9 protein-coding genes are annotated in these 20,686 nt (G+C 35.1%); 4 read left to right on the forward strand and 5 right to left on the reverse strand.

From position 1 onward, the window contains the following. Positions 1-23 precede the first annotated feature (23 nt). The 3 genes from ACVCXO_RS02825 (at position 24) to ACVCXO_RS02835 (ending at position 3,327) form a co-directional block, all read left to right on the forward strand. A complete protein-coding gene (locus tag ACVCXO_RS02825) occupies positions 24-1,667 on the forward strand; it encodes a PAS domain-containing sensor histidine kinase (RefSeq protein ID WP_452228081.1) in 1,644 nt (547 codons plus the stop codon). A gap of 10 nt (positions 1,668-1,677) precedes the next feature. Continuing rightward, on the forward strand, positions 1,678-2,748 hold the full coding sequence (locus ACVCXO_RS02830; RefSeq protein ID WP_452228082.1) for a response regulator: 1,071 nt from the start codon (positions 1,678-1,680) through the stop codon (positions 2,746-2,748). A gap of 87 nt (positions 2,749-2,835) precedes the next feature. Next, complete coding sequence (locus ACVCXO_RS02835) at positions 2,836-3,327, forward strand: hypothetical protein (RefSeq protein WP_452228083.1); 492 nt, start codon at positions 2,836-2,838, stop codon at positions 3,325-3,327. Between the two features lie 391 nt (positions 3,328-3,718). Here ACVCXO_RS02835 and ACVCXO_RS02840 read toward each other — a convergent pair whose 3' ends face one another. The 3 genes from ACVCXO_RS02840 to ACVCXO_RS02850 all read right to left on the reverse strand — a co-directional run bounded on the left by ACVCXO_RS02840 (position 3,719) and on the right by ACVCXO_RS02850 (position 5,396). Then, positions 3,719-4,615 (reverse strand): 3-hydroxyacyl-CoA dehydrogenase, encoded by an 897-nt coding sequence (locus tag ACVCXO_RS02840; protein WP_452228084.1) that lies wholly within the window; start codon positions 4,613-4,615, stop codon positions 3,719-3,721. A gap of 40 nt (positions 4,616-4,655) precedes the next feature. Next, positions 4,656-4,874, reverse strand: coding sequence for a hypothetical protein (locus ACVCXO_RS02845; RefSeq protein WP_452228085.1), 219 nt, complete (start codon positions 4,872-4,874; stop codon positions 4,656-4,658). Positions 4,875-5,009: 135 nt separating this feature from the next. Next, positions 5,010-5,396 carry a hypothetical protein gene (locus ACVCXO_RS02850; RefSeq protein ID WP_452228086.1) on the reverse strand — a complete coding sequence of 129 codons (387 nt, stop codon included), beginning with the start codon at positions 5,394-5,396 and terminating at the stop codon, positions 5,010-5,012. 200 nt (positions 5,397-5,596) lie between these two features. Here ACVCXO_RS02850 and ACVCXO_RS02855 point away from each other — a divergent pair, with 200 nt between their 5' ends. Then, positions 5,597-5,692 (forward strand): T9SS type A sorting domain-containing protein, encoded by a 96-nt coding sequence (locus tag ACVCXO_RS02855; RefSeq protein ID WP_452228087.1) that lies wholly within the window; start codon positions 5,597-5,599, stop codon positions 5,690-5,692. Between the two features lie 80 nt (positions 5,693-5,772). Here the strand turns inward: ACVCXO_RS02855 and ACVCXO_RS02860 are convergent, their stop codons facing one another. After that, a complete protein-coding gene (locus tag ACVCXO_RS02860) occupies positions 5,773-6,750 on the reverse strand; it encodes a PorP/SprF family type IX secretion system membrane protein (RefSeq protein WP_452228088.1) in 978 nt (325 codons plus the stop codon). 40 nt (positions 6,751-6,790) lie between these two features. Continuing rightward, the gene (locus ACVCXO_RS02865) at positions 6,791-20,623 is read right to left on the reverse strand and encodes a T9SS type B sorting domain-containing protein (protein ID WP_452228089.1); all 13,833 of its coding nucleotides are present in this window, start codon (positions 20,621-20,623) and stop codon (positions 6,791-6,793) included. Between the last annotated feature and the right edge of the window lie 63 nt (positions 20,624-20,686).

Here is a 20,686-nt window from a genome sequence, read left to right on the forward strand (position 1 = left end):
AGTAGCGCTAAACAGGAATACTATTGAATAAAAAATTACAAGATACCGACCTATTTAAAAGCATCTTTCAATCTTCTGTGGAAGGTATTTTGGTAGTAGATGCAGATGGCTTCATTATTAAAGCCAATCCAGCGAGTGAACAACTATTTGGTTATAATGAAGGAGAACTCATTCATCAAAAAGTAGAAAGTCTTATTCCTAAGAAATTCAAAAAAAATCATCAAAGCCATAGAGAAGGATATATTGCAAAACCCAAAGCAAGACGCATGGGTTTAGATTTAGAATTATGGGGACTAAAAAAGGATGATTCGCAGTTTCCTTTAGAAATAAGTTTAAGCCCTACGACCATAAAAGGAAAACAAGTGGTAATCGCTTTTGTAATGGATATTACCGAGCAGAAAAAAACAGAAAAAATATTACAAATTAACCAAGAACAACTAAAAAACTATTCGGAAGAGTTAGAGGCAAAAGTTGTTAGTCGAACCAGTGAATTAACTTCTACTGTTCAAAAATTGGTTGCCTCGAATTTAAGTCTCGAAGATCAAATGCAGGAAACTAAGGACGCTGAAAAAAATGCCGCTGCCAGTAAATATTTATCCTCGGCAATTGCTAAAAATTTTCCGAATGGAGTTATTATTGTTTTTAATCTGAATTTTGAAATGCTACTTGTAGAAGGAGAAGCGTTTATGCAATTAGGTTTAGACAAAATGATTTTTAATCACACCAATGTGGATAACGTCGCTATTTTTTCTGAAGAACAAAAAACCAAACTAAAGCAGGATATTTTAAAAACGATTTCTGGAGAGCACCTTCGTTTTGAAATCACATATAGAAATAAATACTTCTCGGTAAACACCGTTCCGTTGCTGGATGAGAATAATATTATTTCTAATGCCTTATTTGTATATAGTAATATTACGGAACAAAAAACTATCGAAAGAGATGCAAAGAATGCATTAAAAAAAGAGCAGGAATTGAACGAATTAAAATCGCGTTTTATCTCTATGGCTTCTCATGAGTTTAGAACACCTTTAAGTGCTATACAGACTTCTGCAATCTTAATTGGTAAACAAAATGGAACTGGTAAAGAACAAAAACGAGAGCGATATGTAACTCAAATTAAGAACAATGTAAAACACTTGGTGGTGATTTTGAATGATTTCTTATCACTAAGTAAGTTAGAAGAAGGAAAGGTTACAGCAAACAAGGAATTATTTGATTTTGTTGCTCTTTCTAAAACACTTATTGAAGAAATGTCTATGACTAAAAGTATAGGTAAAAATATGCTTTTTTCATCTCCAGGAAAACCTATTTCACTACATCTGGATCCAAAACTAGTGCGACATATTTTCATGAATTTATTATCTAATGCGATTAAATATTCGCCAAAAAACACCGATATACATATTAAAATTGATGAAGACGACCAATATGCCTATCTTGAAATTCAAGATCAAGGTATTGGGATTCCAGAGCTAGAGCAAGACAAACTATTCGAGCGTTTTTTTAGAGCAGAAAACGCGCATAATATTGAAGGAACCGGTCTAGGTCTTAATATTGTAAAACAATATGTAGAACTCATGAATGGCACTATTAGCTTTAAGAGTGCCTTAAATATAGGTACTACTTTTTTAGTGAAGTTACCAAAATCTAACATCCCACTTTAATTCTAAAACCATGATAAAAATACTTTTAATTGAAGACAATCAAGATGTGAGAGAGAATACAGCAGAGATCTTAGAATTAGCAAACTATGACGTTTGTACTGCAGAAAATGGTAAAAAAGGAGTTGCCATGGCGAAGCTTACAAAACCCGATATTATTATTTGTGATATTATGATGCCAGAACTTAACGGGTATGATGTATTGGAGGAGCTAAATAAAGATAAAACAACAGCCAGCATTCCTTTTATTTTTCTAACCGCAAAAACGGAAAGAATAGATGTTAGAAAAGGAATGAACCTTGGAGCCGACGATTATCTTACTAAGCCTTTTGAAGAAAACGAATTGTTAGATGCTGTTGCTTGTAGACTTAAAAAATACAATTTTCTTAAAAAAGAATTTTCTAGAGACATAAAAGGTATTAATCAGTTTTTTGATGAAATATCGACACATGAAGGTATGGAAAGTCTTTCCGCAGATCGAAATGTGGTAAAATTTAATAAAAAGGAGGTTCTTTTCATGGAAGGAAATGCTGCAAACACACTTTATTTCATCCAAAAAGGAGCTATAAAAACACATAAAACTACCGAGTCTGGAAAATCTTTGGTAACCGGTTTATTTGGACCTGGACAATTTGTTGGTCAATTATCTTTACTAACGAATAAAGGTACCTATAGAGATACGGCAACCGTTTTAGAGCAAACAGAAGTTTTTGAAATCCCTAAAACCGATTTTAAAACGTTGCTATTTGGTGACAAGTTGATTTCTAATAAATTTATCACCATGATTTCTAACGATTTAATTGATCTTCAAGAACAACTGGTGAACATGGCTTTTTCGACAGTTAGACAAAGATTAGCGAAAGTACTTTTAGACTTATCTAAAAAAGAAATACTTAGTACCTCTAAGAATAAAGGAATCCATATTTCAAGAGAAGATCTAGCTAGTCTTATTGGTACCGCTAATGAAACTACTATTAGAATGCTAACGGGTTTTAAGGAGGAACGATTAATAATTATAGGTCCGCATAGAGAAATCATTATCGAAGACAAAACCAACTTAGAGGAAATTGCTCTTTTTGGATAAAACTTGAGGAACTGACCCTAGTCATTGAAGAAAAGGAATGTTACCATTAATTTAGCAATACGATGAATCTAAATTCATATTTGTAGCATGTCTTCCATAGAACATAAAGCGACACATAAACTATTTGTTATAAAAACCTTCCAGAGTTTATTACAAATAAAGTCCGTATTAAATACTATTGCTCAAAAAAAGAATATATCGCTTCAGTTATCCCTCTTAGTTACACTTTCTACAAATAAAACAAGTACTAAAAAAGAACTTAAAAAAATCTTAGAACATTTAAAACAGCAATTACGTGTTCTATTTGGTGCGTCATTTCAATTTGGTTATTTCCATAATCCAGAGATTGGTTCGTTATGTATTGCAGGTCATTTAACACCTACATTTCTTAATAAAGTAGATAAAACAGAACTCGCTTCATTACCCGCAGGACTTTTAGGTATTTTTAGAGGATTGGGAATGAAGACAGGAGACATAAATAGTTATTTAGCGGCATTGAAAAACGGCCGTTATTGTTTAATTATCCGAGGAGAAAGTAGTGTATTAGAGAGTATAAAAACAGTATTAAGCTCCTATTAAAGAACACTTTACAAAAAAATAGTATTCTTTTTATGAAATATGCCAATACTATTTCAACCTAGTAATTCTCCCTGCATATATTATTAAACATCTAATTATCGGTTATTTACTTACGCTTGTCCTTTTATTAGTGTACTTCTATTTGCACCTTTATATGCCCATATTAAAAACGAATAGTATGGAACTAAACTTATATGCTAAAGAATATAATACGACGGATACTACTCAGCACTTCATGGGCTTTTATTATAGTCTACAAAGGAAATATTTAGCAAGCCATCTTTTGAAAAAAAGATTATCACTAGAACAAAGATCAGAAGTTGTAACTATGGTAATTAAAAGATGACAAATTATAAGGTCACATAAATCAAACTATAAAAAGATTTAAAACCTACTTTAAGAAATCTGGATTTTTATACGTCGGATTTGGATATTTATAAAATCCTTCTCCTGTAGAAACTCCTAATTTATTTTTATCTATAAAATTTTCTTTTAAGTATTCTACGGTTTTTCTTGTTAATGGATTTTTGCTATTCTCTGCTGCTATTTTATTAATATTATAAGCTGTTGTAACACCTACAATATCTAGAATAGCAAAAGGGCCTAATGGCGCTCCTGTTGCTTTCATCCAAGTTTTATCTATAGTTTCTGGGTCTGCAACTTCATTTACTAATAAGTTGGTTGCCGCGCTTAACAGAGGTACTAATAAAGAATTAAGAATATAACCTGGTTGCTCTTTATGTAAAGGCAATGCCAACATGCCAATAGCTTTGGCAAATGCAACTACATCTTTAAAAACCTTTGGATCCGTTGTGGCATGTCCCATTATTTCTGCGGTATTGTGAATCCAAATGGTATTCGCAAAATGTAAGGCTAAAAATTTGGCAGGTCTTCCTGTTTCTTCTGCAAATTGACTTGGCAATAGTGTGGAAGAATTGGTTGCAAAAACGGTTTTTTCGGGTGCCAATTTTGCCAGTTTTCTATAAAAATCTATTTTTATTTTCACATTTTCAGGTACTGCTTCAATTAGCAAATCGGCATCTTTAACCGCATCTGCTAAACTGGAAGTATAACTTAAGTTTTCACCTGTTTTATCTAGTTGTTGCTGTGTTGCATGTAGATCTTTTTTAAAAGCTTCACACATGCCGTTAAATTTGGCTTTTGCTTTTTCCAAAACCTCATCACTAATATCATAAACAGTTACGTTAAATCCATGAAATGCGGATTGAAATGCAATTTGATATCCTAAAACACCACTTCCTGCAATGGTAATATTTTTGTAATTCATTTTTATGGTTTTGATTTATTATTAGATATATCTTTCCTTGCTAAATTCTTTCTCTTGACTCATGACATTTAGGCTTTTTGAAATTTTTTAATGCTACTTTGAGTTTGTTTAAATAATCATGGAGTGTTTCTGTAGAAACTCCTGAAAACAGCTCTTTATAAGTTGTTTCATCTAAACTGTTATATAGTTCTGGATAATGCACTTCTATCTCTAAAGTACAATCCTGAATTTCATTTATAAGTGCAGTTATTTTTTCCATTGTATTAGCATTAATGTCATAAACGATTAATTAAAGACCATAAAACGAGGTTTGAAATGCAAATCAATATTCTAAAATACAGCCTCTAATAATAGGTCTGTTTTTGTAATTTGTTTTTATGGTTTTAATTTATTACTACATATACTTCGTCAAAAACCTAAAAAAGTCTTTTTTAAGTTCTGCATAAATATGTCTTTGCGTTTCCATGCGGTTTCTAAACTCCATATGTCTTTTTGCTAATTCCATATCCATTGCATCTGTTCCTGTTTTACTTTGCCCAGCTATTCGAGTTTCATGCTCTTCAATAGTTTCTTGCAAATCTTCAATCACGCCACCATGAAGGACAAATTCATTTTGAAAGTGTTCTAATTTCGCTAGTACATCTTTATCTGTCCAACGCGTTACTAATTCGCTCAATCTATTATTAAAGGATTTTAATTCGTCCTTCCAAAAAGCAAGTTCTCCTTTCCATTGTTCATGCTCAAAATGCATGTTCGTGTTATATAAAATTTCTTTTTCCATCGTGTTACATATTTACAATTATCCTTTTCAAAGGTTGCACTTTCTTAAAACACAGGAAATGATCTAGGTCATTTCCTGTGTTTTTGACAAAAATCAATACATTTCTTTTTTATGTTAAGATTTTAATATGTGCAGAACAGGATTTGTTCATGGATCTGGGCTTTAGGAAAGATTAGTCAGGATCTCTTAATCCAGAAAGATTGCTAATACAAACAAATCGTTTAGCAAAAGGAGTTTATATTATAAAAATCACAAACGAAAACAATGTGATTTCTAGAAAGGTCTTATTGGAATAAAGCATAGCAATTTCAAACTGTAAAAGCGCCGTATAAAAGATGTTTTTTATACGGCGCTTTTACTTTAAAAATAAAATGATTTATTTTACATGTGATCTAGTCTGCGTGCACTCACATTCACTAATACCTTGTAAAAAGTCGAATCCTATAGTTACCATATGTGTTCCAGCATTATAACCAGCGAGCTCATTTATGGTAATTTGATAGGCATATCCAAAATAAAAATTAGATTTATTAAAACCAACCATAGGCCCTAGATTTAAAGGATTAAAAAATTGATCATTCAAAAAACGATAGGAAATTCCTCCCCAAACATAATCTTCATTTCTACTAAATTTTCTTACTTTAATATTTACATCGGTACTAGATCGATCATCACTAGCAAAATATTGAAAAAATAAGGAAGGTTCAATTTCTATTTTTTTATTTCTTGGGTTTACAAGCACAAGTCCGGTATATGCTTGATAATTTAAAAGTAAATCTGGCTCTACACCCACAAAATTATCAATCTTTTTAGGTAGAATATTACTCGCGTTAAAACTAAAATAAAAACCTTTATTTCTATATAAAGCACCAACATCAAAGTTATTATTCGCAATATATCTATCGTCTGTTACTCTAGGATCTATTACAGGCATACTCGCTGTAGGTCTGAAATTATGGATATCAATTTTAAACGTATTATAGTTATATGAAATACCAAAAGACAAATATTGTTTGGAGTAATAATCTAAAGTAAGATGATGTGCAAAAGAAGCTTTAAATCCTTTTTGTACTGTATTTCCGTTTCTATCATTATATAAAGATAGTCCAACACCCGAACGATTACCTAGTCTAGCGTCTACGTATAAAGATTGATTATCTGGAGCTCCTTTAATACCAACCCATTGTGTTAATCCATTCGCTCTAATTTTGATATTGTCACCAATACCTGCATAAGTTGGAGAAATCACAAAACTATTATCTGCTAAATACTGTGTAAATACAGGTAAGTTTAGCTCTTGACTATAACTTACTGTTAAAGATAATAAAAGGATATATATGGTTAATTTTTTCATTTTAAATAGTATTTAGTTGGATAATAAAAACACATTATGATTATCTATATAGAGTAAAATGCCCTACGAAATCTCTGTTTTCCTCCGGATCATTTAATTTAATAACATACCAATAATCTCCCGTAGGAAGTTCTGTTTGGTTATATCTTCCGTCCCACTTTTCACCTCTTCGTAATGTTGCTATTTTACGACCATAACGATCAAAAATAGAATATTCAATATTTTGGTATTGATTCACACACTCTGGAGCCCAACCATCTAAAACGCCATCTCCATTTGGCGTAAAATAGTCTGGAATACAAATATCAACAAACTCAAAATAATCTGTAGCTATTGCCATACATCCATTACTATCGGTAACCGTTACGGTATAGTTTCCAGATTCGGTGATCGTGAATATGCTTGTGCTTCCAAAATCTTCGCCATTAAACGTAAACACATAATTACCAGACCCTCCTGTAACGACAGCAACAATCTCATTAAACTCCCCATCTGTTATAGAAAGAGTTAACGGATCAAAAGCGGAGATATCGAAAAGCGCTGTTCTTTTCTCACAGGTATTGGTGTGTCTTACATCAATATAATGTCCTATTCCAGGAACCACATCTATAAAGACATTACTAGCCTGATATGGGCCTCCATTTAAAGAATAATCTAAATCTGTTGGATCTGTAATACTAGCATCTACCGTTACGGTAACCACATTACTGGAAACATTATTCACACAACCGTACTCGATTTCAACTATCGGATTAATAGTTACAGATTCTGGAAAATTAATATTCCATTCCGATTCACATCCAAAACTATCTCTTATAAACACCGTATGATCTCCACCACTTAAGTTCATAAAATCAAATTGTGTTTGTCCTACGGCTCCGGTTATATATGGTCCATTATAATCATCTAAACTCACCGAATATACCGGTGTTCCTCCGGAAATATCCACACTAAATTCACCATTATTATCTCCAGAACATATTTCTGGTAATATAGATCCAGCAACCATACTAAGTAATACAGCAGCTGGTTCATTTATGGTGAAACTAGAAGTTAAATAACAACCTAGTTCATCTTGAACAACAACATCGTAATTACCAGGTTCTAAATTCTCAAACGTATTCGTTTCAAAAAACTGATTCATTTGCGGAGAAATAGCATATTTAATAATACCTGTTCCACCCGAAGCATTAATGATTAAGGAACCATCATCTGCACCATTACACGTAATATCGTTTACTATAAACGTTGCGGTTAATGGCGCTGTTGGTTCTGTAATATTAATCCATGCAGATGTTGTAAGACAATCTCCACTAACTACTTCTACTTGATAGGTACCTGCAATTAATTCAGTAAAAACTCCTGGACTTGTTTGTGTTGCAGTAATTGGAGCACCAGTAGCATCTTGCAATGTGTACACGTAATTTCCTAAACCACCTGCAGCAACCGCTACAACTGCACCATTATTATCACCAGCACAGTTAATAACTACATTGGTTAATGTTAAATCTATTATTAAATCTGGAAGTGCATCAATTTGAATATCATTAGAAACTTCAGAAATACAACCATTAGCATCGCTTACATAATACATGTAATTTCCTTCCGCGACAGGAAATGTAATAGCATTTGTAAATGTACCTAGTACCGGTATCATGGAACTATTCGCACTATACGTATATGCACCAGTTCCGCCTGACGCACTTAAAGTTAAAGTTGCATCATTGAAACAAGTTATAGGTGTCTGTTTTACTAGACTTGCGTCTATTTCTAATGGTGCTTGTATGTTGATATCTGCGGAAGTAACTGTACAGTTAAAACCATCTGCTATAGTAACAGAGTATACACCAGCTGCCAAATCGGTAAAGACATTAGAAGTTTGTGGTCCGGAATTAGTAACACTAGGCGATGCACTATTTAAAGTATATGTGTAATTGCTTCCTTGTCCGCCAGTAACATTCGTTACCGTTATCGTTGCGTCTTGATCCCCAAAACACGATAATATACTTGGCGTTACGATGAAAGTATTATCTATTGGCGGTGTTGGCGCTAAAATCACATTTTCGGAAACAATACAACCTTGAGCATCTCTCACATTCACTACATAATTTCCTGCAAACAGTCCTGTAAAGGTTCCGTTAGAAGAATATGCTACAGTAGCATCTCCAGTTAATTCGTATTCTAGATTCCCCCAACCACCTGTACCAACAGCTGAAATTGTACCTACACCATCCAAACAGGTTACGGAAGTTTGCGTTGTACTAAGTGCCAATGCTTCTGTAGGTCTTGTAATGGTAAAGTTTTCACTTACGGTACAAAAAGGACTTCCTATTAAAGTAGCATTTATAGTATAGGTTCCTCCTGCTAATCCTGTAATACTAACTGGCCCTGCATTTGCAGTAGCTCCAGAATTTACTGTGGTACCAGAACTATCTAAAATAGTGTAGTTAAATGGCCCGGATTGATCTGGGTTTGTACCGGTAACAACGTCGTCTACAAAAGTAATGGTAACACTACCACTGTTGTCGTTAAAACAAGTAACATCTATAACCGCATCGACAATAAGATCGAAAGTATTTGGATTGTTTACATAATGTACACTTTCTAACGTACATCCGGTATCTAAATTTACTACGGTAATACTGTAGTTTCCAACATCTAATCCTGTAAAGATTCCTGTTGTATTTGTCTCGCTATATATTCCACCTGTTACAGTACCAGTAACATCTTCTACTGTATATTCTAAATTTGTTGGTGTACCAGTAGTTCCTGAAGCGGTAACGGTAATATCTTCTAAATTAGTACATGTAATAGCATTATCCACAGCAACAGCTATCGTATCTAAATCTAGATACGGATTAATAATAACTGCGGTTAGTGTACTTCCTAAACAACCTTGATCGTCATATACATTCACTATGTAATTCCCTCCAGAAGCATCGGACTCTGTATACACATTGCTAGTACCAGATTGCACAACGGTACCACTTTCTAGAAATTCATAAATAGTATAGGTTCCAGAACCTCCAGTAACACCAGTTACCGTTATAGAAGCATAATTAATGGTGTTTGTTCCAATTGTACATGTGTATTGTACAATTGCTGGTGCAGGAACATCGATAATTGTTGGTTCTTCAACAAGAACGTTAGCTGTCATTGTACAACCTCTTCCCGAAGTTACTTGAACCGTATAGGTACCTGCAGCTAATCCTGTAAATATATTGGAGCTTTGTGGCGCTACAATAATTGGTGCAGTAATCTCATACGTATAAATTGGGTTATCATTACTTGCAGGTAAGTCTACCGTAATTACACCATTCGCATCTCCATTACAAGTTACATCGTTAACACTAGTAGAAAATAATACTGGTGTTGCTGTATCTAATGTTACGCTCGCATCATTAGAACAAGATGTTGCTGCATCGGTAATAGTCATTACATAATTTCCAGAAGGCACTCCTGAAAACACATTTCCTGTTATAGTTATAGAAGCAGGATTCGGATTTATAGAATAGGTATAACTACCAGTTCCTCCAAAACCTGTTACTGTAATTTCTCCATCATCATCACTACAACTTGGAGATACCGCTGCTAAAGTTAAAGCTATTGGTTCATCAATAGTATATGGAATTGTAGCCTCACAACCATTAGCATCTCGCACGGTTATAGTATATGTACCAGTAGCGTTTACTGTAAATATAGGACTAGATTGAAATCCGTTTCCTATGCTATATTCGTAAGGCGCTATTCCGGAAGCCACATTTACGGTAAACGTATAATCGTTTGCTGCACTTAGACAAGGAGAACCTGAAACCGTTATTCCTGTTGGAATAGGATCTGTAGCAATCGTAATGGTTAAAGGTGTAGAAATAGTACAACTATTAGTATCCTGAACATAAACATCCCAAGTGGTTGAAATTGCTGGATCTAAAACTGCGGTATTGGAACTAGAATACGTTCCTACTAGCGCACCACTTACAACAAAAGAATAGCTGTAAGAACCATTTCCTCCAGAAGCGGTTACACTTACTTGAGCACCTGCATTACAATTCGCATTAATAAAAGGATCTGCTACTAAACTTAATGGTGTAGATTGAGATACGGTTATAGATGTTGTTGCCGTACATCCTGTTGCTTCATCGGTAACCACAATCGTTTGTGTACCTGCAGCTGTTAATCCATTTATGGTAACTGTAGGATTTGTTTGTCCGGTGACATCTGGATTTCCATTAATAGAATAGCTGTATGTTCCTGTAAAATTAGAAATAGTAAATAACACTTCCCCATCTGTTCCTGGGTTACAAGTAACATCACTAATTAATTGACCGGTAACTTCTATATTATCTACATCTTCTAACACATATAATTCTTGGTAAGAACAACCATTAGCGTCTGTAATTTGAAACGTATAACTATCTGTTGTTAATCCTGTAAAAATTCCATTTGTTGCACCTGTAGTATTTGTTGTTGCACTTGCAGGAGACAAAATCTCATAGCTTAACGCTCCAGTACCTCCTGTTGCTGTTAAGGTTATATCGCTAATACTAACTAAACAGGTAATTGGCGTTGCAGAAAAATCTAAATCTGTTGGAGAATCTAACGGATTAACAATTACAGAACCCATAACCTCACAACCATTTGCATCTCTTACCGTATAATTAATTGTTTGTATCGCACCATTACTATTAACGGTGTATGTATTGGTTGTTGAAAAACCAGTTCCATTAAAATCATAATAATATTCTCCAGAAACTGTAGGCGTTCCATCTTGACCTAATACTGTAATAACGGTTGCAACATCACAAGTCGTGGTTGCTAAAACAGAATCGGTAGCTGTTAATGGCAATGGTTCGTTTATAGTAATTGGTGTACTTGTAGTAGTACAAGCATTTGCATCTATAACGGTAATTGTAAACGTTCCTTGAGATAATCCGCTAAACACATTAGCACTTTGTGGTGTTCCGCTATCTAATTGATACATAAAAGGACCTGTAGATGACGTTGTGGTTACCGTAATAGAACCATCGCTACCACCATTACAACTCACATTTATTTCTGCAGTTGTAAACGTTGTTGGCTGTATCGCATCCACAACATAGGTTACTGTAGACGTACAACCAGCAGCATCGGTAACCATAAACGTATACGTTCCAGCTGTTGTAGTGGTATATACATTGGTACCCATTGGGCTATATGTAGCACCACCATCGGTAGATACTTCATAGGTATATAATGTAGCATCTCCTCCGGTTGCGGATAATGTAATTTCTGCATTTGGTGTTGCTCTACAATCTAATGCGCTAGTTAAAGCTGCACTTAATAATAACTGATCATTAACAATATAAGGTGTAGATGCCACACAACCATTTCCATCTTGTATATATAAAGTGTACGTTCCGGAAGCGGAAACCGTAAAATTAGGATTGGAAACAAAAGTAGTTCCATTCATACTATACAACGGACTTCCTATAGCTACACTACCAGTAATGGTAATATTTATAGGATTACCTTCAAAACAAGGTGCCGTTTGCGGATCGATTGTTGGCTCTGCATCTTTAGTTAGAGTAACATCAAAATCTCTAATACATCCGTAAGCATCGATAGCATAAACGGTATAACCATTTGCTGCTACAGTAAATGTGTTAGCAGATGCCCAACTGGTACTTGATGCTATTGGAGCAGTATCTGAATCTAATAAAATTTGATACTGATAAGGTGCTGTACCGTCACTTGCAATTGCAGTAATAACTCCTAAAGCATTACAATTTTCAGTGGAAGAAACCGAAGCTGTTAAATTAAAAGCTATAGCAGATTCTGTAATATTAAATGGGGAAGCAGTTACAATACTACAACCTGCATTTGTTCCAGATGTTTCTGTAATTAAAACATAATAGTTTCCAAAAGGTAGAGGTCCTAAATTAGTTATAGGAAGTGATCCTCCTGCAGGTACCGTTCCATTTCCATTTACACCTGTTGTTATTTGTGATAAGGAATCAAATATTTCAAAATTAACATCAATAGCACTCGTTTCCGGATTATGTATCGTGAAAGAAACATTACCATCTGCACTTCCAGTACATGTAATATTATTAGAACTTACAGTATCTACTGTTAAGGTAGCATTTGTTGGTATTGGAGCAGCTGCAGTTTCAAAATACGTACATCCAGTCAGCGAATCATAAACGATAAAAGTATATAAAACACCCGTTGTTAATCCTGAAAAGGTAATAGAACCCGGAGATGTCTCTAGTTGCCATGTTCCTCCTGGTGGTGCTGTTGGAATAGTACCATTATAAATATCAAAATAGAAAGGACCCGAGCCAGCTAATGCTGTACTTACTGTAACTACAGCTTCTCCACCTGTTGCACAGTCTGCAGTCGCATCAATAGTAATATCTAAATCATCTGGAGGAGAAGCTACTAATACATTTTGTATTAATACAGAACATCCATTGGTATCCACAACATTAATTTGATATAAACCGAAATCTACAACATCAAAAGTAGTCGATGTATCTCCTATATTATTAAGCTCTACCTCATCGTAACCATTGGTACCGGTTACAAAATAGTTGTATGGCCCTGTACCTCCAGTAACATTATCCACAATTACCGACCCTTGTGAAACCCCACTAGCAGTACATGTAATTGGCACAGTCGAATGGTTAACAATAATGGCGTTTGGTTGTAATATATTAATAGGCTCCACCTCAGTACAACCTCTTGCGTCTGTTACCGTCACCGTATAATTTCCTGCTGGTAACCCTGAAATTTGTGTCCCATAAGAAGTACTTGTAGTTGTATTATATACTTCAAAAACAAATGGCGCTTGACCAAGTGTTACATCTGGTGTTATTGAAATAGCTCCTGTTTCTTCTCCATTACAATTAATGAATCCGGTTTGTGCTACTGTAATATCTGGATTAACAGCTGCCGTAATTTCTATAGGAATTGTTGTTACTGCCGTACAAGAATTTGCATCTGTAACCATAAAAACATAGCTTCCAGGTGTTGTTGTATTTAGTACACTAGTAGCCATATTGGTATATGTAGCACCACCATCTGTAGAATATGCATACGTATAAACCGACGCATCTCCTCCTGAAGCTGTTAATGTTACTTCCGCTTCCGCTGGTAAAACACAAGTAATATCTTTATCTAATACAGCAGCAAGTGTTAATTGCGGATTAACAGTAACCGTATCTGTTACTTCACAACCGTTACCATCTCTAACGGTTATAGTGTATGTTCCTGCAGTTACTGTAAATGTATTTCCTGTTTGAAAATTCGTTCCATCGATACTATACATTAACGTGGCAATACCTGTTGCCGTTGCTGTAATCGTGAAATCATTCCCTGTTCCTGAACATTGGTTATCTATACTTGCTGTTACGGTAGGTAATACATCACTTGTAATAGTTATAGTATCCATAACCACACAATTATTACTATCCATGACATAAACATCAATTACTAATCCTAAAACGCTAGTATCTACTGTTGTTGAAGTACTGTAATCACTGCTAGTAGGAGCTGCACTTCCAGAGGTTACATACGCATAGCTATAACCACCAGTTCCTCCAGATAATGCAGAAAAACTAATGGTAGAAGTCGTCGTATTACAACTTATATTAGTTGCGTTTACTGTAAAAGTAATTGGAGTTACTGCATCTATAGTAACAGTAGCAGCACTAGTACAACCTGTTGTAGTATCTACAACATCAAACGTATAGGTTCCTGTTGGTAAATTAGTTACTGTAACTTCATTACTAGTTTGTATTATTGTTCCTGCGGAAGGAGTTAATGTATAGCTATAGTTTCCTAAACTACTAACATCTGTCATTGTAAAAACAGCAGTTCCATCATCCGAACCAAAACATATTTGATCTGTGTTTGTTTGCGCTACTGCAATATTAATTGCTGGTGCAATGGTATGAGAAGCAGTACTTGTACAACCATTACCATCTGTTATTTGAAAGGTATAATTTCCTGGACCAACATTGGTGAAAACTCCACTTGTTGCACCAGAAGTATTAGAAGTTGCTGCTGCTGGAGCTGTTATTTCAAAGGTAAATGGAGCAACACCATCTGTAGGTGTCACGGTTACATCTGTAGTAGCAGCATTACAAGTAATGGTATTAGAATCGACAAAAGTCATTCCTGTTAAAGGATTGAATGGTGGAATCTCTATCGTTTCCGTATCGATACAACCATTAGCGTCTTTTACTGCATACGTTACGGTTTGTGTTGTAGCTGTATTGGTTACTGTTAATACGTTTGTAGCAGTATAAGCAGTATTACCATTAAAACTATAGGTATAATTACCCGCACCACCAGAAGCAGTTACCGTAATATCTGTTGTAGTACTACAGTTGGTGTTATTCGATAAAGTAGCTGTCGCAATAATCTCTGTCGGATTATTTAAAGTAATCGTATATATAGGAGATAGACAGTTATTACTATCTTGTATTTGATAGGTATATTCTGTAGTCGTAGCTGTGGTAGTATTTGCATCTAAGGCATCATAGAAAGAAGTTGTTGCAAAAGCACCTCCATTAAAACTGAAAGTATATCCTCCAGATCCGTCTGCTGCAAACAATTGAATTTCTCCATTTGCATCATTAAAACAAAGTGGGTCCACACCAGTAGCAGTTCCTGTTGGCGCAGAAATAGAAGCAATAGTATTGACTTCCGATATTGCAATACAACCTTGTGCATCTGTTACTTGAAATTGATACGTTCCTGCTGTTGCCACCGTATAAGTGAAAGGTGTACCAGTAGTTCCTAAGTCTGTGTATGTCCCACCGTTTTCAGAAACCGCATACGTAAATGGCGCAGTACCACCAGATATAGTTCCTGTGATTACTGCATCCGGAGACGTTGTACAGTCTAAGTCTTTAGATATTATAGTGCCTAATACTAACTGAGGCTCTATCGTTTGAGCTGGTAAAGTAACTTCACATCCAAAAGTATCTCGTACGGTTATGGTATATGTTCCAGGTGTTAAGCCATTGAAAATATAGTCATTTTGAAATGCGCCTCCATTGCTACTATATTGATATGGTGCTACACCTCCTGAAGCAGTAACTTCTAGAGTTGCTCCATTTGTTGGATCATAACAAAAATTAGATGTAGTACTTATAATTGCCGTTGGTGCAGTTGTTGCACTTAGCGTAAGTGTTGTCGATGCTGTACAACCGGAAGCATCTGTCACTTCCACAGTATAGGTTCCCGGAGCAACATCTGTTAAAGTACCATTTTGAAAATCGGTTACTGTAAAAGGAGAAACCGTATCGATCAATTGAAAAGAATATCCAGGCGTTCCTTCTGTTGCAGTAGCTGTAATGGTTGCGCCATCTACACAATTTACTTCGGTATTAGTAATACTAATAGTTAATGGGTTTGCTGAGGTTATTGTCTCTGTAAAGTCAAAAACACAGGTATCGGCTGCATCCTCATAACGTATTTGAATAGTATACGTTGTATCTGTTAATCCGGTAATCGTTTGCGGTGATGTTGTTTCGGTTATCCAAGTTACACCATTATCTATGGAATATTGAAAACCTAGAATAGGATCAAAATTTTGTGCCGCAATGGTAATTTCACCATCTGCATTACCAGAACAGCTTATCATAGAAGTTCCTGTAATATCTGCAGTAAATGCATTTCCGGAAGGAATAACAAAAGGGAAATCTACAAGATTAGCACAAGCGACAGGAAGTTGAAACACTTTCAAATCATCTATTGCCACATCGTTTCCACTAACTTGTTGTACGTTGGATCTTAAAATGAATTTTAAACTAGTATTCGCTCCGGGATCTAAAGTTATTGGTGTTGTAGGATACTCTACCCAATCTTCTGTTTTAGGAATATCTCCTGTATTGTAAAAAGATATTTCTGTACCAGAACCATCTACTAATGCTACTCTTAAATTAGGGTCATATTGCGAGTTTCCTGTTTCCAGCAAATTCATAGCAGCAAACTCTACTTGTATTGGCTGATTTGGAATAATATCGACTATTTGTTTTTCATATAATATTTCGGTTGCAGGAATTGCTGCTCCAATATTCACCACCATAAATCGTCCGTTTGGTGTTGCAGGAGTCGTTACTGGCGTATGATCTATTGGGTTTATCCATGTTCCAAATGGATGTACAATACTAGCAGTAACAGAATAATCCCCATCATTAATTGCTGGATTATATCTACATTGTGTTGCAACCACTTGTCTTTCAAAACAATAATAGGTTGGGTTAATTCCAGGAGAAGTAGTGTCTTCACCATAACCAAATGTCTCATAAAGTAAATTACTAAATGTAGGCACCGTTAATAAAGTGTACTCTACACTAATCGTATGCGATCCGGAAGGCACATTTATAAACGTTTCTGGATCTGTTGTATTTGGGTTAAGTGTACCATCTAAATAATAATCATAAGCATAAGAAACGCCACCATTATTGGTTACTGTTACCGTTGCATTTCCAGAACCATCACAATTAAACGTAGTATCACCAACTTCAATCGTTGGCGCAGGAGGTTCCTGATCTAAAATAGTATCCTGCATCACAAAAACACAACCATTAGCATCACGAATATAAACGGTATATGTTCCTGGATTTACGTATGCTTCGTTGGATGTTGTCCATGTTGTTTGGTTATCAAAACTATACTCATAAAAATTTGGTGCAGGAAAAGGTGTTCCTCCCTGCGGATTAGTAATACGAATAGTACCTTCTCCTGATGGACCACAACCTGCAAGTGCAGATATTCCTGCGGTAGCGGTTAAAGCTTCATCTGGTTGATTTATGGTAATTGTTTCTGCCGTTGTAAAACATTCAGAACCACCAAGCGTGTATTTAATTACGACTTCATAATTCCCACCATTTAGATTAGTAAAAGTAGAATTGGAAGTAAAAGTTGTTCCGTTGTCCATACTATATTCTAAAGTATATCCATTTGCATTGGTAACATTAATTTGAATCTCACCAGTAGTATCATTATAACATAAAACATCGGTTTGACTAATAGTATATTCTGGAGCTGGTATATCTACTATTTCAATAGTTGTACTAGCACTACAATTGTTAGCATCTAATACCGTAATATCATAAGTACCTCCAGCTGTTACCACTATTTCTGGTACGGTTTGAAAATCTGTTGTACTATTTATATAATAAAAATACGGAGGTGTTCCGCCTTGTGGATATACTGTAATTTCGCCATCTGCACAGGTTAACGGACTAGTAATAGCCGCTGTAACTGTTAATAGTGGTGGTTCTGAAATGGTAATATCTTCGGTATAGCTACATCCATCTTCGGTTTCGACTAAAACGGTATAAGTACCTGGATTTAAATTATTAAAGGCGTAATTATTTTCGGTAATCGGACCAACATTATTTACTAGTGTTGCACCATTATGGATGGTGAAAAAATATTGTGGTCTCACATCATTTGCAACCAATTGAATACTTCCTTTATCGCCATTACAAAGTGGCTGTGTCACGTTTGTAGAAACGCTAAAATCTCTTTCTCTAATTTGAATATCTGGAACCGTAAAAATACAAGGATTTGTAGTTACTCCTGTTTGTCTGATATAGATGGTATAAATACCTGCAACGGTAACGGAGAAAATATTACTAGCCTGGAAATTTGTTCCATCGATGCTATATTCATATCCGGAAGGAACACCACCAACTGTAATTTGACCAGGAGTTGTACAAATAATATCGCGAGTATTAACCGTCGGAATTAAAATATTCTGATACACATTAAAATAAAACTGATTAAAACATCCACCATCATAGTTTAAAGTTAACCTAAACTGTCCGGAAGTATTCGCTAAAAAGTCGGGTCCTGTTCCAACTTGCGTCCAAGTACAAGAAGTATTTTCATTGGCACAATCTGTATCGGAAACTGGCGCACAACTTGCTTCGTCTAATTGCTCCCAAATAATCGTAGATGCATCTGCAATATTTGTTTCAATAAAAACGGAATCATTGGCACCACATAAGAATATATTTGGTAGTAATTTTCCATCATTCGGACAAGTAACAACTTCATCCGCATACGGAATTACAGGATTTGTAATAGAAGCACCATACGGCGTAACGGTAAATATTTGATCTATAGATTGACAAGGAGCTACAGCAGCATTATGCACGTAATACGTGCCAACATTGGTCACTGTAATTGTCTGCGTTGTTCCTATTACAGGTGTACCTGTAGCACTTGTAGACCACGAATAAGTATCATAACCATCAGCGGCAGTTAACTGTACACTTTCCCCACAAAGCACTTCATTTTGTGTAAAAACACAATCGTTTAAATCGGCAAGAAAATTAGTAGCTTGTGGTGTTAATAAACATCCAGTATTACTATTTAAACTAGGATCATCTGTAATTTCATAATTAGCATTCGTAATACCTGTATAGGTTGCAAAAGCCTGATTATTAATCGTATTAGAACAAGCATCATCAATTTCATTACAGTTTTCAACAACATTTACATTAATTCGAATTTCGGAAACAGGATATCCTTGCTCTACATAAGAATTAGCTACACTAAAGATAATTTCTCGCGTAATAGGATCATAACTGACAACCGTAACACCAGGAGGTAATTCTAAACCAGCAGGATAATCAAAAATGGTATTAATAGGAAGTATATCTTTGATAATTAAATTTCCGGCATCATCATTTCCTGTGTTATGAAAACCAATAACATAGGTTAGAGGCTGTCCTAAAGCAACCATTTGCCCACCAATATCGGCTCCAAATTCATCGAGTACAATTTTAGTAAGAACAATATTAGGTTCTATAATCTCTACAGCTATAGCAGACAGGTACACAAAATAAGTATCTCCTTGTGTTGACAAACTTATTGTTGCATTATTAGAATCATTTGTGATAACGGAATTCCCTGGATTAGGAACCGCCATAATCCCTGTATCAAAACCTAAAGTATTTGTACTGTTAGGATTTCTATTCATTACAGGCGTTGCGTCTAGTTGTGTAACAGAACTATCAAAAAAGTTGTTAGCAAGACGATCTACCGTAGACATGTTTACGCCATTAATTCTTAATCTATCCCCTTGAATTGGTTTATCCCCTTCTAAAGCTGCAAACGCAAAATTTGCTCTTACTGGTATAGGTGCTGGTACTGTTCTAAAACCAGAAACAGGTATATCTAAATTAGGATTATCGGCGAAACTAATTGCACTAAAACCATCAAAACTGGTAATCGATTTTCCTGGTAACGTTGGATCTTCAAAAACAATAAACAAGGACCAACCTGCAGAATATCCTGTTCCGTTATAAGGACTAAAATCAGATGTTTCTCCCTGTGCTGTAGAAACATTTCCTATAGTATATGTACCTAAATTATTGGTAAAACCATTAACTATAGCGGTTACATCTGCATAACAAGAATACGGATAACTATCACCCGTTGCTACTCCTCCTGCACTATAAATTGGCGTTCCTACAACATCATTATAACCTCCTTCTGGACCTTTAAACTTTACTTCTGTAATTGGATCCGTTCCATTTGTAACTGCACCCCAATACAAACCTGCATGTATAATTTTATAACAACCAGGATTCGGAATTTCTAAATCTGCACTGGTAGAATTGAATGTTGAAGGATCTCCATCAATATCAATATACTGCATATCCACATTGTGATTATATACATTGTTATTGTTGAAGGCATTGTTATCTGGACCTAATATATTATTCCCAATCAAGCGAATATCTCCTTTTAGGTCTTGGTTAAATCTAGGTGTAAATGGAACGTAATTCTGAGCGATAGACTGCAGACTAGTTGTTAGTAATATAATTACTATTCCGATCTTAAAAAAAGTAGGTTTTTTCATGTTATATGTTTCATACATTTAAACCATTTGGGAATATGGATTAAATGATATTTTTACTTTAAT

The sequence above is a fragment of the Lacinutrix sp. MEBiC02404 genome (assembly GCF_053601575.1).

Bases quoted from the DNA above. Each gene is read 5' to 3' on its own strand.
- ACVCXO_RS02845 (WP_452228085.1), bottom strand. From the start codon at position 4,874: ATGGAAAAAATAACTGCACTTATAAATGAAATTCAGGATTGTACTTTA.
- ACVCXO_RS02840 (WP_452228084.1), bottom strand. From the start codon at position 4,615: ATGAATTACAAAAATATTACCATTGCAGGAAGTGGTGTTTTAGGATAT.
- ACVCXO_RS02850 (WP_452228086.1), bottom strand. From the start codon at position 5,396: ATGGAAAAAGAAATTTTATATAACACGAACATGCATTTTGAGCATGAA.
- ACVCXO_RS02865 (WP_452228089.1), bottom strand. From the start codon at position 20,623: ATGAAAAAACCTACTTTTTTTAAGATCGGAATAGTAATTATATTACTA.
- ACVCXO_RS02835 (WP_452228083.1), top strand. From the start codon at position 2,836: ATGTCTTCCATAGAACATAAAGCGACACATAAACTATTTGTTATAAAA.
- ACVCXO_RS02860 (WP_452228088.1), bottom strand. From the start codon at position 6,750: ATGAAAAAATTAACCATATATATCCTTTTATTATCTTTAACAGTAAGT.
- ACVCXO_RS02830 (WP_452228082.1), top strand. From the start codon at position 1,678: ATGATAAAAATACTTTTAATTGAAGACAATCAAGATGTGAGAGAGAAT.